The organism is Phenylobacterium sp. GW821-FHT12F10, from assembly GCF_058806695.1.
Map to the genome: position 1 here is coordinate 2,133,748 of NZ_JBXAPY010000001.1, position 13,060 is coordinate 2,146,807.

Here is a 13,060-nt window from a genome sequence, read left to right on the forward strand (position 1 = left end):
TGCACCTGTTCGAAGGCTGGAGTTCGACTGGACGCCCCAGATCACCCCCGCGCCCGGCGGCCGCCGGCTCCACGGAGCCTGGCTCGGCGCGCTCGGGACGCGGGGGGCCTGCCGCGCGGGCGCAGCCTTCCGGCGATCGGGCAAGGTTTCCCGCGTCCCCACCGCGAACGGAGGGGAGGACATCCACGACAGGGACGCGGCGGCGCGAGCGGGCTAACGCCCGCGGCGCTCATCCGAGCGCCGGCCAGAAAACCTTGAAGGACCATGGCCCCCGGGGCCCGCGTGGAGAGGCGCGGCGCCCGGGGACCGGAAGGCCGTCCCGCGCCTCAGACGCAGAAACGACCAATGTCGAAAACCTACCGAAAACGCGCGACGCTGTCAAGAACAAAATAGGAACATTGCGACGCGCGCGTCCCTCCGGGCTCGCGGCGCGCCTTCCCCCAATGTGTCATCCCGCATGGAGCGGCGCAGCCGCGGAAGTGCGGGCCCCATGGACACCGTCTTCTCCGGGGAGCCCCACGAGTCTGGGTCCCGGACAGCCGCTGGCGCGGCTTCCGGGATGACACACTGGATTGTGTTCGTGACGTTCGTGGTTCCCCTTTTCCGGCCCCTCCGCCCCCCAGCTTGGCCGTCCCCCGCACCAAGCCTACACTCCCCCCGTCCCCACGCCCGGAGCGCCCGCCATGCAGGTCGCCGTCCTCACCTTCCAGGCCTTCAACGAGCTGGACTCCTTCGTCGCCGCCGCCCTGCTCAACCGGCTCTCGGCCCGCGGCGTCCAGGCCTGGATCGTCTCCCCCACCCAGAGGGTGGTCTCCAAGAACGGCGTCGCCATCGACCGGCAGAAGCCGCTGGCCTTCGCCAACATCGCCGACGCGGTGATCATTGGCAGCGGCATGGCCAGCGAGGTGGTGGCCGCCGACCCCCACATCCTGGCCACCCTCAAGCTCGATCCCGCCCGCCAGTTGATCGCCAGCCAGTGCTCGGGCGCCCTGCTGCTGGCGGCGCTCGGCCTGGTCTCGGCGGGCCAGCCGGTCTGCGCCGACCACATGACCGCCCCGGGCCTGGCCGCCCACGGCTTCCGGGTGCTGGAGACCCCCTTTCACGCGGCCGGCAATGTCGCCTCGGCCGGCGGCTGCCTGTCGGCCACCTATCTCGCCGCCTGGATCGGCGCCCGCGCCCTGGGGCCGGAGTCCGCCCGCGAGATGATCCATGGGGCCGCCCCCGTGGGGGAGAAGGACGCCTGGGTCGAACGGACCCTGGCGGTGATCGCCCCCTTCCTGACGCCGGTCACCGCCTGACCGCCATTGCCTCGGCCGCGCGCGCCCCCTACCCCTGGCCCCAACGAGACAACGTGGGACGGAGACGAGACATGGACGTGAAGGGCAAGGTCATCGTGGTCACCGGCGCCGCCGAGGGCATCGGCGCGGCGCTCGCCCGCCGCTTCGCCGCGGACGGCGCGGCCCATGTCGCCGTGGTCGATCGCAATGGCGAGGGCGCCAAGGCCGTGGCCGTCGAGATCGGGGGGACCGCCCACACGGTGGATGTCTCCGACGGCGCCCAGGTGGCGGCCATGGTCGCGGCCGTCGAGGCCGCCTGGGGCCGCATCGACCTCTTCTGCGCCAATGCCGGGGTGGGCGACGGCGACCCGGACCGGGAGAACGCGGTCTCCTCCCCCGACGCCGTCTGGGCCCGCGCCTGGGGGGTCAATGTCATGGCCCACGTCCACGCCGCCCGCGCGGTCCTGCCCGGCATGATCGCCCGCGGAGAGGGCTACCTGCTCAACACCGTCTCGGCCGCGGGCCTGCTCTCCCAGATCGGCGGGGCGGTCTATTCCACGACGAAACACGCCGCCGTCGGCCTGGCCGAGAGCCTCGCCATCACCCACGGCGACCAGGGGATCAAGGTGTCCATCCTCTGCCCGCAGGGGGTCGACACCGCCATGCTGCGGGCCGGCGGCTCTGGCTCGCCCCAGAGCCTGGACGGGGTGCTCACCCCCGACGAGGTGGCCGGCCACGTCATCGAGGGCCTGACCGCCGAACGCTTCCTCATCCTCCCCCACCCGGAGGTGCTCACCTACATGCAGCGCAAGACCGCCGACTACGACCGCTGGCTGGCCGGCATGCGGCGGCTGCGGGCCAAGGTGATGGGCAAGTAGGCGCGAACAACCACCGTCATCCCGGCCGCAGCAAAGCGGAGAGCCGGGACCCAGGGGCCGCGATCAATCCCCCAGGGTCCCGGATCGGCCTATCGGCCGTCCGGGATGACGGAGATTGTTGCGCGGCTAGCTCGTCGGCATCGCCACCGCCGCCACCCGCCCGCGGATCATCTGGATCTGGCCGCGCTCCTCAAGCTCCAGGGCCGCGTCGAAGCTCATCCCCTCGAGGGTGGCGTCGAACGTCCGCTTGGAGATCCGCAGGGCGTCGGGCCCGGCCTTCAGCATGGCCTGGGCCAGGCGTTCGCCCTCGGCCGCCAGCCCCTCGTCCGGGATCACCTTGGAAACCAGGCCCACGCGGGCGGCCTCCTCGGCGTGCATCGGCTCGCCGGTCAGCAGCATCTCGCGGGTGCGGGAGATCCCCATGGTCCGCTGCAGCCGCCAGCTCACCGCCAGCTCCGAGCCCGACAGGCCAATCTTGATGAAGGCCGGGTGGAAGGCCGCGCTGGCGCCGGCCACGATCACGTCGGCGGCCAGGGCTATCGCCAGCCCGCCCCCGGCCGCGGCGCCGTGCACCAGGGCGATGATCGGCTGCGGGCAGGCCCGCATGGCCTTGAGCGTGTCGCGCAGCATCCAGTCGCCGTTCGGTCCGTCCCGCAGCCGGTCCGGCTGGCCGCCGGCCTTCAGGTCCGCGCCGGAGGAGAAGGCGCGGCCCGCCCCGGCCAGCACGATCACCCGGCACTCGGTGTCCCGCCGCCGCGCCTCGAAATAGGCCAGCAGGGCGTCCGACAGCGGCTGGTTCAGGGCGTTCAGCCGCTCGGGCCGGTTCAGGGTCACGAAGTCGGTTTCCCCGCGCCGCTCCACCAACAACACATCTTGATCGGCCACGCTGGCCTCCTTCGATTGAAAGCTTCTTCCGCGCGGAACCCCGCCGCAGGAGTCAGACAGTCACCGGAGTCACTGCCGAAGTCACGGAGAACGGTGGGCCCTCACCCCCGGCCCCTTGCCATTCCCCGCCGTGAGGTGGCTACGGTGAGCGACATAAAAAGGGGGAGGAACCCGATGGGCGAGATCATCAGCGGCGAACGGCGGCTGTCCTCGGCGGCGCTCAACGAGCGCGCCGCCTGCGCCGCCACGGGCCTGGCCTCCCTGGGCGTGGCCGCCGGCGACCTGATCGCCATCTATCTGCGCAATGACCTGGCCTTCCTGGAGGCCACCTTCGCCGCCGGTCTGCTGGGGGCCTATCCGACCCCGGTCAACTGGCACTATGCGGAGGCCGAGGCCCGCTACCTGTTCGAGAACTCGGGGGCGCGGGCCATCATCATCCACGCCGACCTGATCGAGGGGATCCGCGCCGCCCTGCCCCCCGGCGTTCCGGTCCTGGTGGTGGCCACCCCGCCCGAGATCGCCCAGGCCTACGGGATCGAGGCCGTCTCCACGCCCCCCGGCATGATCGACTGGCCGAGCTGGCTGGAGGGCTTCGCCCCCTACGACACCCCGGTGGCCGACGGCCCGGGCACGATCATCTACACCTCGGGCACCACCGGCCATCCCAAGGGGGTGCGCCGCCATCCGCCGACCCCGGAACAGGCCGCCGTCTCCGCCGGCATGCTGGCCTACGCCTTCGGCTTCGCCGACTGGATGACCCGCCCCGAGCAGATCGTCACCGTCATCACCGGGCCCATGTACCACTCGGCCCCCAACGCCTACGGCGTCTTCAGCGCCCGCCTGGGCGCCAAGGTGATCCTGGAGGCCCGCTTCGATCCGGAGGAGCTGCTGGCCCTGATCGCCCGCGAGCGGGTCACCCACCTGCACATGGTGCCGATCATGTTCACCCGCCTGCTGCGGCTGCCGCCGGAGGTGAGGGCCAGGTACGACGTCTCCAGCCTGAAATTCGTCGTCCACGCCGCCGCCCCCTGCCCGGCGCCGGTGAAGCGGGCGATGATCGAGTGGTGGGGGCCGGTGATCAACGAGTACTACGGCTCCACCGAGACCGGCGCGGTGGTGTTCTGCACCTCCGAGCAGTGGCTCTCCCATCCGGGCACGGTGGGCAAGGCCATGCCCGGCGCCGATGTCCGGGTGATCGACGCCGAAGGGAACAGCCTGCCGGCCGGCGAGATCGGCGAGGTGGTGGCCCGCACCCCGGCCATCGCCGACTTCACCTATCACGGGGACGACGCCAAGCGGGCCGCCTCGGAGAAGGTCGGCCTGATCGCGCCGGGCGACATCGGCTATCTGGACGCCGACGGCTTCCTCTATCTGTGCGACCGCGCCAAGGACATGATCATCTCCGGCGGGGCCAACATCTATCCCGCCGAGATCGAGGCCGAACTGCACAAGATGCCCGGCGTCGCCGATTGCGCGGTGTTCGGCATCCCCGACGAGGAGTTCGGCGAGGCGGTCTGCGCCGTGGTCCAGCCCCTGCCCGGGGTCGAGCTCACGGAGGGCGAGGTGCGCACCTATCTGCGCGGCCAGATGGCCAGCTACAAGGTGCCCAAGCGGGTCGACTTCCATGCCGACCTGCCCCGCGAGGACTCCGGCAAGATCTTCAAGCGCAAGCTGCGCGAGCCCTTCTGGGAGGGCCTCGACCGTCGGATCTGACCGTCAGCCGCCCTCGGCGGCCAGCAGGTCCAGGGCCACCGCCAGCACCGCCTCCAGCCGCCCGGCCTCGCGGTCGGTGCGGGCCGCCTCGCGCGGCGTCAGCTCCTCGCCGCAGACCAGGTCGCAGGCCGCCAGCAGGGTCGGGTGCTGGTGCAGCCGGCGGCGAAAGGCGGCCAGCTTGGCGGCGGCCGCCATCCGCGCCTCGGCCTGGGCCAGGACCTCGGTGAGGCTGGTCCCCTGCGGATTGTCGCCGGGCTTGATGTCCAGGCTCGAGCCGATCCCCGCCCCGCCCCGCGCCCGCCGGTAATAGGTCCCATAGCGTTCGCCGGCGGTCTTCTGCAGGTCGTTCAGCCGCCCCTGCCGGACCAGCCAGTCGAGGCCCGCCTGCCGCCGATGTGGCCTGCGGGGCGAGGCCGGCGCCTCGATGGCCGCGCCGCGGGCCTCCGACAGGGCCACGGTCTCGGCGATGCCCGCGGCGGTGGCCAGGGCCTCGGCGCGGGCCTTGCCCCGCTGTTCCAGGGCCAGCAGACGCGCGCGCTCCAGGCGCGCCAGATGGGCCGTGCGGCTCATGCGCGGTAACTCCCGTGGTGGATGTTGAAGGGGCTCAGGCCTTGGGCGGGGGGATCATCGGCAGGCAGACCGCCGCCCCGTCCCGGCCGATCCGGCGCTCGGAGAAGGCCCAGAAGCCGCCGGCCGCCAGCACCGCGGCCACATGGGCCTCGTGCCGCGCGAACTTCGGCAGCTGCCGGTCGCCGGCCCCCCGCGCCGCGCGCTTGCGGAACAGCGCCTCGAACCGCCGCGCCGGATCGGCCTCGAGCCCCAGCAGCAACCGCGTTCGCGCAGGCGACGTCCCCGTTTGACGTAGGGCCGCGTAATCCTGGCCGTCGACCGGCCGTGGCTTGGTGTTTTCCCGTTGCATGGGAGAACTGTAGAGAACATACAGGGAACGGACAACAAATTTCTGTATTTTCTCTACAGAGTTTCCCCTATAGGTTTAGGCCATGGACGACCGCTGCCAACGCCTGCGCCTGGCCCGCACCGAGAAGGGCTTCGAGACCGCCGCCGCGGCGGCGGAGGCCTTCGGCTGGAACCGCAACACCTACGCCTCCAATGAGAACGGCAACGCCCCCTTCTCCTACCGCAAGGCCAAGGAGTACGCCGCGGCCTTCGGGGTCCGCCCCGAATGGCTCTACGACGCCTCGGGCCCTGTCCGCCCCGCGGCCCAGGCGGGGCTGGTCAAGGTGATCGGGATGGTGGGCGCCAATCCCGAGGGAACCATCCTCTACGCCACCGGCCAGGAAGCCGACGACCTGGCCCCGATTCCGCCTGGGGGCACGGAAAACGCCGTCGCCGTCCAGGTCTCCGGCCACTCCATGCGCGGCCTGGCCGACGACGGCGCGCTCATTTATTTTGAAGACCAAAGGACGCCGCCGACTCCCGACATGCTGGGCCACGTGGTGGTGGTGGAGACCGACACCGACGAGGTGCTGGTCAAGCGCCTGCTGCGCGGCAGCGAGCCGGGCCGCTTCGACCTGGAAAGCCTGGCCGGCCCGACCCGCCACGACGCCAGGCTGCGCTGGGCCGCCCACATCACCGCGATCATCCCGCCCCATCAGGCCCGCCGGATCATCATCCGCGGACTGTGACGCTCACCCCCAGGTGGATCGCCCGATCAGAAATCGAACATAAGATTTGGCGGAGTTATGTATTTTTTATACACTATCTGAATGCCCCCGCCCGCAGACCCCGACCTCGCCGACGCCCTGACCACCGAACGCGCGGTCGACGCCGCCAGGGTCGCCTGGAGCGCCCGCGAGGCCCGGCGAGCTGCCGGCGTCGCCTGGTCGGGCATGTCCGGCCCCGTCTTGGCCCCGGCCGAACCGGCCGACCTGCTGGCCGCCGCCCGCGCCCGCCTCGCCGCCCGCCGGATTTGGACCGAGAGCCACCGTGGCCGCTTCGTCACCGCCGTCGTCCAGGCCCAGGTCGCCGCCCGGGCGGCCCACGCGGCCGGCGAACAGGCCCGCGCCGCCGCGGCCCGCGACTTCGAGGCCGACCGCCAGGCCTGCGCCCAGGCCGCCCGGGACCTGCGCGCCGCGGCCCTGGCCCTGCTCCGCAGCGCCCGCGCGGCGCGGGGCGCGCTGGACCGCGACGATCCGGCCGCTTGACCCCGCAGGCCGTGGAAACTAGGTAGTTCGACAACCTAACTACCTTGAGTCCGAATGCCCGCCCTCAGCAATGACCCCTCCGCCCTGGCCGAGTCCCTGCGCCCGGCCCTGCTGCGCGTTTCCCGCCGGCTGCGCCAGGAGGCCCAGAAGGCCGGGGTCTCCGCCCTCGACGCCCTCCTGCTCAACCAGATCAGCCGCAATCCGGGGGTGGGCGTCTGCGACCTGGCCGACGGCGAGCAGCTCTCCCGCCCCACCATGAGCGGCCACATCAAGCGCCTGGAGGCCGCGGGCTGGGTGGTCCGCGCCGACCACGCCCAAGACGGCCGCCGTTCGGGCCTGGCGATCACCCCGGCGGGCCTGGCGCGCCTGGAGGCGATCCGCCAGCACCGCAACGACTGGCTCGCCGCCCGCCTCGCCAAGCTGCCCGAGGAGGCCCGCCAGCAACTGCAGGCCGCCTCCGGCCCCCTCCTCCAGCTGCTGAGCCTTGAGGCATGAGCGAGATCGAAGCCCCCATCGAGGCCCCGGTCGCCGGAACCCCCACCACCCGCGGTTGGATGATCCCGGCCATCATCGGCTCGGCCATGCTGATGCAGACCCTCAACGCCACGGTGATCTCCAACGCCCTGCCCACCATGGCCAAGGCCCTGCACGAGGATCCCCTGCGGCTGAACCTGGCCATCACCATGTTCCTGCTGGCCTCGGCGGTCTTCCTGCCCATCAGCGGCTGGGTCGCCGACAAGTTCGGCGCCAAGCGCATCTTCATGGCCGCCATGGTGCTGTTCGCCCTGTCCTCGGCCGCCTGCGGCTTCGCCCAGAACCTCAACCAGTTGGTGGCCGCCCGCATGTTCCAGGGCATGGCCGGCGCCATGATGGGTCCGGTGGGGCGCCTGGTCCTGCTGCGCACCACCCCCAAGAGCGAACTGGTGGGCGCCATGTCGGTCCTGACCATGCCCGCCCTGCTGGGGCCGGTGATCGGCCCCGTCGTCGGGGGCGCCATCGTCACCTTCGCCGACTGGCGCTGGATCTTCTTCATGAACCTGCCGGTGGCCATCGCCGGCGTCGCCCTGGTCCGGGCCTATGTGCCCAACGTCAAGGAACAGGCGGTCTCCCCCATCGACTGGATCGGCATCCTGCTCACGGGTCTGGGCCTGGCCGGCATGATCTTCGGTTTCGAGAACGTCGGCCGCGGGTCCCTGCCCCCCGGCGTGGTGGGCGGCCTGTTCCTGGGCAGCGCCACCGCCCTGACCCTCTACTGGTTCCACGCCCGCAACAATCCGCACGCCATCATCGACCTGTCGATCTTCAGCCTGGTGACCTTCCGCGCCTCGGTGATCGGCGGCGCCTTCATGCGCGTGGCCATGGGGGCGACCCCCTTCCTGCTGGCCATGCTGCTGCAGATCGGCTTTGGCCTCTCGGCCTTCCAGGCCGGCATGATGACCTTCATCAGCGCCGCCGGCGCCCTGGTGATGAAGACCACCGCCCCGCCCATCCTGCGCCGCTACGGCTTCCGCACCGTGCTGCTGGTCAACGCCGTGATCGTCGGCCTCAGCTTCATGGCCTATGGCCTCTTCAAACCCTCCACCCCGCACTGGATCATGCTGACGGTCCTGGCCATCGGCGGCTTCTTCCGCTCCCTGCAGTTCACCAGCCTCAACGGCATGGCCTATGCCGAGATCGAGCAGCACCAGATGAGCCGGGCGTCCACCACCTCCTCCATGGCCCAGCAGCTGGTCCAGTCCATCGGCATCGGCCTGGCCGCCCTGCTGCTGCACAGCCTGATGGTGGCTCAGGGCCAGAGCCACATGACGGCGGCCACCATCGCGCCCGCCTTCGTGATCATCGGCGCCATCACCTTCATCTCGATCCTGTTCTTCCTCCCCCTGCCCAAGGACGCCGGCGACGAGATGAACGGCCGCAATCGTCCGTAAACCCTCGACTTCCCCGGCGTGCGGTCGGCATCGTCTTCCCAACGAACAAGGGAGACCTCCTATGCCTGCCAATCGCCAATGGATCCTGCGCCGCCGTCCGACCGGCGAGATCGGTCCGGAGGACCTCGAGCTCGTCACCGTCCAGACGCCCGAGCTGAAGGACGGCGAGGTCCTGGTCCGCACGATCTATCTGTCGCTCGATCCCACCAACCGCATCTGGATGAGCGACCAGGACCAGTACCTGCCGCCCGTCGAGATCGGCGACGTCATGCGCGGCGGCGTCATCGGGGTCGTGGAGGCCTCCAAGAGCCCCGAGCTCCAGGTCGGCCAGATCGTCAATCCCGGCCTCGGCGGATGGCAGGACTACACGGTCCTCCCGGCGGCCATGGCCCGCCCCAGCCTGCAGATTCCGGGCGTCCCGCTGACGGCCTATATGAGCGTGCTGGGCGCCACAGGCCTCACCGCCTGGTTCGGCCTGATGGACATCGGCAAGCCGCAGCCCGGTGAAACCGTCGTGGTGTCGGCGGCCGCCGGCGCGGTGGGCTCCATCGTCGGCCAGCTGGCCAAGCTCAAGGGCTGCCGGGTCATCGGCATCGCCGGGGGCCCCGCGAAGTGCCGCTGGCTCACCGAGGAACTCGGCTTCGACGGCGCCATCGACTACCGCAACGAAGACGTCGGCAAGGCCCTCGACCGCCTGGCCCCCAACGGCGTCGACGTGGACTTCGAGAATGTCGGCGGCGAGATCATGGACGCCGTCCTGGCCCGCATGAACAATTTCGGCCGCGTCGCCCTCTGCGGGATGATCTCCACCTACAACGTCGACGGACCGATCCCGGGGCCGAAGGACTTCGCCCGGGTGCTGATGCGCCGCCTGCTGATCAAGGGCTTCATCATCATCGACTACCTGCCCCGCGCCGCCGAGGCGATGGCCGAGCTGATCCCCCTGGTGGCCTCGGGCCAGATCAAGTGGAAGGCCCATGTGGTGGACGGCCTGGAGAACGCCGCCGAGGCCGTGAAGCTGCTGTTCACCGGCGCCCACGACGGCAAGCTGCTGGTTCAGGTTTCACCCGAGCCCTGATTCCCGGGACGACCGCTTGCCTTCCGTAAGGCGAGCGGTCGTCCAATCTCCCGACAGGGCCGCAGAGCCTGGGGAGAAAACGTCATGTCGGACACCATGGACCGCGACCTGGGCTTCGATCCCGAAGCCCTGCGCGCCAAGTACCGCGCCGAGCGCGACAAGCGCCTGCGCGACGACGCCAACGCCCAGTATGTCGAGATCAAGGGCGACTACGCCCACTATCTCGACGATCCCTATGTGCCGCCGGGCTTTTCCCGCGAGCCCCTGACCGACGAGGTCGAGGTGGTGGTGATCGGCGGCGGCTTCGGCGGCCTGCTGGCCGGCGCCCGCCTGCGCGAGGCCGGCGTCCAGGACATCCGGCTCATCGAGAAGGGCGGCGACTTCGGCGGCACCTGGTACTGGAACCGGTACCCCGGCGCGGCCTGCGACATCGAGAGCTACATCTACCTGCCTCTGCTGGAGGAGGTCGGCTTCATGCCGCGGGAGAAGTACACCCGCGCGCCCGAGATCCTCGCCCACAGCCGCGCCATCGGCGAGAAGTACGGCCTCTACGACAACGCCTGCTTCCAGACCGAGGTCACCGACATGATCTGGGACGAGGCCGCCTCCCGCTGGATCATCCGCACCAACCGGGGCGACGCCATGCGCGCCCGCTTCGTGGCCATGGCCAACGGCCCCCTGCATCGGCCCAAGCTGCCGGGCATTCCGGGCGTCGACAGCTTCAAGGGCCACAGCTTCCACACCAGCCGCTGGGACTACGACTACACCGGCGGCGACTCCTTCGGCGGCCTGAGCGGCCTGAAGGGCAAGCGGGTGGGGATCATCGGCACTGGGGCGACCGCCGTGCAGTGCGTGCCGCACCTGGGCGAAGGCGCGGGCGAGCTGTTCGTCTTCCAGCGCACGCCGTCCTCCATCGATGTCCGCAACAACACCCCCACCGATCCGGCCTGGGCCGCCAGCCTCGAGCCCGGCTGGCAGCAGCAGCGGATGGACAATTTCAACATCCTGCTCTCCGGCGGCTGGCAGGAGCAGGACCTCGTCAACGACGGCTGGACCGACATCATCCGCAATCTCGGCCTGATGGCCCGCCAGCGGGCCGAGTCCGCCGGCGGCGCGGTCGATCCCGCCGAGCTGATGCAGCTGGCCGACTTCAAGAAGATGGAGCAGATCCGCGCCCGCGTGGACGCCGTGGTGGCCGATCCCTCAACCGCCGAGGCCCTGAAGCCCTACTACAACCAGTTCTGCAAGCGGCCCTGCTTCCACGACGACTACCTGGCCACCTTCAACCGGCCCAACGTCCACCTGATCGACACCAACGGCCTGGGCGTGGAGCGGATCGACGAGACCGGGGTCTGGGCCAATGGCCGACACTACGAGCTGGACTGCCTGATCTACGCCACCGGCTTCGAGGTGGGCACCGACTATACCCGCCGCGCCGGCTACGAGCTGCACGGCAAGGGCGGCCTGACCCTGACGGAGAAGTGGAAGGACGGCCTGTCCACCCTGCACGGGATGCACGCCCGCGGCTTCCCCAACTGCTTCATCTTCTCCAATGCGCAGTCCGGCTTCACCGCCAACTTCCCGCACATGATGAACGAGCAGTCCAAGCACTTCGCCTACATCGTCAAGCACGCCCTGGACCACCAGGTCCGCACCGTCGAGGCGTCGGAACAGGCCGAGGCCGACTGGGTGGCGACCATCGAGTCCCTGGCCATCATGCGCCAGCGGTTCCTCGAGGAGTGCACCCCCGGCTACTACAACAACGAGGGCAAGCCCTCGGCCCTGGCCGCCCGCAACGGCTCCTACGGCGCCGGGCCCATCGCCTTCGTGAAGGTGCTGGAGGACTGGCGGGCGGAGGGAAGCCTGCAGGGCCTGGAGCTGAACGCCGACTAGATCTCCGCTCACCCCGGCGAAGGCCGGGGTGAGCGGACGTGGTGGGTCTAGGCCTTCTTCACGAACTCGGTCTTCAGGACCAGGTCCTTCACCTTCTCGGCGCGGCACTCGATCTCGTCCTCGTTGTCCGTGAGGCGGATGTTGCGCATCAGGGTTCCGCGCTTGAGGGTCACCGAGGTCCCCTTGACCTTGAGGTCCTTGATCAGGGTGACGGAGTCGCCCTCGGCCAGGAGGGCGCCGTTGGCGTCGCGAACATTCATGGCGGACATCCCGGACCGGTTTCGAGAAGCTGTGCTGTAGAACCCGGGCGCGCCCTCGACAAGCCTCAGGGCCGATAGAGGTGGTTGGCCGGCAGGCCCAGCCGGCGGCAGGCCAGGGCCGGCGGGCCGTCCTCGATGACGATGCGGTCGGCCAGGCCGCCCAGGCTCCGCACCAGGGCCCGCTCCCAGGGCTTCAGGTCCCAGCGGCGGTCGAGGCCGAGGATGTCACGCACCTGCGCCGGGACGATCTCCACCGCCGCCCGCACCAGCAGGCCCTGCAGGGGCCGCAGGGGGCCCGGCAGCAGGTCGGCCGTGCGCATGATGTCGAGAAACTCGAAGACGATCGGCGAGGCCTCCATCCGCGGCCGCATGGCGGCGAACAGGGCGCTCATCCCGGCCACGTCCGTCGGCGCCCCCACGGCCCCGTAGAGCCGCGCCGCCGGCGCCCCCTCGGCGTAGAGCCGCGACAGCGCCTCGTCGTCCAAGGGTTTGGCGTAGGCGCTGTAGGCCTGGGCGAAGCCGAAGCCCGCCGTGGCCTGCACCCAGTCCAGCAGCAGGGGGTCGTTGGCGCGGTAGGCCGCCCCCCCAGGGGTCTGGCCCTCCACCGCGTCGTGCCGGCGCCGCACGCCGGCGATCATCGCCTCGGCCCGGCTGCCGGCGGCATAGACCGTGATCATCGCCGCCAGGCCGGTGCGCCGCAGGCGGCCGCCGGGATCGCGGCGGAAGCTGGAATGGTCCCAGACCCCGGAGCGGACCCCGGGCTCGGCGAATTCCAGGATCACCGCGGCCACCCCGCCGATGAACAGGGTCAGGGGGTTCTTGAACACCCGCCAGGACACCGACTCCGGCCCCGCCAGGGCCGGCTCCCCCAGCGGCGTGGAGAACACCTCCCCGCCCCCCGGCAGCAACTGCGCCGCCGCCGCGCTCAGCCGCCGGCGCACCAGGCCCGGCAGGACGATCTCGGAGGCGGCTGCGGTCATGGA

At 70.8% G+C, this 13,060-nt stretch carries 14 protein-coding genes; 9 read left to right on the forward strand and 5 right to left on the reverse strand.

All coding sequences use genetic code 11. The features are described from left to right. The first annotated feature begins 683 nt into the window (after positions 1-683). The gene (locus AC1RN5_RS10745; RefSeq protein ID WP_493041144.1) at positions 684-1,298 is read left to right on the forward strand and encodes a DJ-1/PfpI family protein; all 615 of its coding nucleotides are present in this window, start codon (positions 684-686) and stop codon (positions 1,296-1,298) included. Positions 1,299-1,369: 71 nt separating this feature from the next. Continuing rightward, complete coding sequence (locus AC1RN5_RS10750; protein WP_493041145.1) at positions 1,370-2,155, forward strand: SDR family oxidoreductase; 786 nt, start codon at positions 1,370-1,372, stop codon at positions 2,153-2,155. A gap of 126 nt (positions 2,156-2,281) precedes the next feature. On the opposite strand, the gene AC1RN5_RS10755 is transcribed toward AC1RN5_RS10750, so the two are convergent. Continuing rightward, a complete protein-coding gene (locus AC1RN5_RS10755; protein ID WP_493041146.1) occupies positions 2,282-3,040 on the reverse strand; it encodes an enoyl-CoA hydratase/isomerase family protein in 759 nt (252 codons plus the stop codon). Between the two features lie 174 nt (positions 3,041-3,214). Between AC1RN5_RS10755 and AC1RN5_RS10760 the strand changes: the two genes are divergently transcribed. Continuing rightward, the gene (locus AC1RN5_RS10760; protein ID WP_493041147.1) at positions 3,215-4,753 is read left to right on the forward strand and encodes an acyl-CoA synthetase; all 1,539 of its coding nucleotides are present in this window, start codon (positions 3,215-3,217) and stop codon (positions 4,751-4,753) included. Positions 4,754-4,756: 3 nt separating this feature from the next. Here the strand turns inward: AC1RN5_RS10760 and AC1RN5_RS10765 are convergent, their stop codons facing one another. Continuing rightward, the gene (locus tag AC1RN5_RS10765; protein WP_493041148.1) at positions 4,757-5,323 is read right to left on the reverse strand and encodes a hypothetical protein; all 567 of its coding nucleotides are present in this window, start codon (positions 5,321-5,323) and stop codon (positions 4,757-4,759) included. A 34-nt stretch (positions 5,324-5,357) separates the two neighbouring features. Further along, positions 5,358-5,582, reverse strand: coding sequence for a hypothetical protein (locus tag AC1RN5_RS10770; protein ID WP_493041149.1), 225 nt, complete (start codon positions 5,580-5,582; stop codon positions 5,358-5,360). Positions 5,583-5,754: 172 nt separating this feature from the next. On the opposite strand from AC1RN5_RS10770, the gene AC1RN5_RS10775 reads away from it, so the two are divergent. The 6 genes from AC1RN5_RS10775 to AC1RN5_RS10800 all read left to right on the forward strand — a co-directional run bounded on the left by AC1RN5_RS10775 (position 5,755) and on the right by AC1RN5_RS10800 (position 11,817). After that, on the forward strand, positions 5,755-6,399 hold the full coding sequence (locus tag AC1RN5_RS10775; RefSeq protein ID WP_493041150.1) for a S24 family peptidase: 645 nt from the start codon (positions 5,755-5,757) through the stop codon (positions 6,397-6,399). Between the two features lie 81 nt (positions 6,400-6,480). Next, positions 6,481-6,918 carry a hypothetical protein gene (locus tag AC1RN5_RS10780; RefSeq protein WP_493041151.1) on the forward strand — a complete coding sequence of 146 codons (438 nt, stop codon included), beginning with the start codon at positions 6,481-6,483 and terminating at the stop codon, positions 6,916-6,918. A 54-nt stretch (positions 6,919-6,972) separates the two neighbouring features. Beyond that, positions 6,973-7,413: a MarR family winged helix-turn-helix transcriptional regulator gene (locus tag AC1RN5_RS10785; RefSeq protein WP_493041152.1), complete on the forward strand. Its 441-nt coding sequence runs from the start codon at positions 6,973-6,975 to the stop codon at positions 7,411-7,413. Beyond that, a complete protein-coding gene (locus tag AC1RN5_RS10790) occupies positions 7,410-8,846 on the forward strand; it encodes an MFS transporter (protein WP_493041153.1) in 1,437 nt (478 codons plus the stop codon). The genes AC1RN5_RS10785 and AC1RN5_RS10790 overlap by 4 nt, the downstream gene beginning before the upstream one ends. A 61-nt stretch (positions 8,847-8,907) precedes the next feature. Next, positions 8,908-9,924, forward strand: coding sequence for an NADP-dependent oxidoreductase (locus AC1RN5_RS10795; protein ID WP_493041154.1), 1,017 nt, complete (start codon positions 8,908-8,910; stop codon positions 9,922-9,924). 84 nt (positions 9,925-10,008) lie between these two features. Beyond that, positions 10,009-11,817, forward strand: a complete 1,809-nt coding sequence (locus AC1RN5_RS10800; protein WP_493041155.1) for a flavin-containing monooxygenase — start codon at positions 10,009-10,011, stop codon at positions 11,815-11,817. A gap of 47 nt (positions 11,818-11,864) precedes the next feature. Here the strand turns inward: AC1RN5_RS10800 and AC1RN5_RS10805 are convergent, their stop codons facing one another. Further along, complete coding sequence (locus AC1RN5_RS10805; protein WP_304698653.1) at positions 11,865-12,077, reverse strand: alkylphosphonate utilization protein; 213 nt, start codon at positions 12,075-12,077, stop codon at positions 11,865-11,867. Between the two features lie 65 nt (positions 12,078-12,142). After that, the gene (locus AC1RN5_RS10810) at positions 12,143-13,057 is read right to left on the reverse strand and encodes an oxygenase MpaB family protein (RefSeq protein ID WP_493041156.1); all 915 of its coding nucleotides are present in this window, start codon (positions 13,055-13,057) and stop codon (positions 12,143-12,145) included. Positions 13,058-13,060 lie beyond the last annotated feature (3 nt).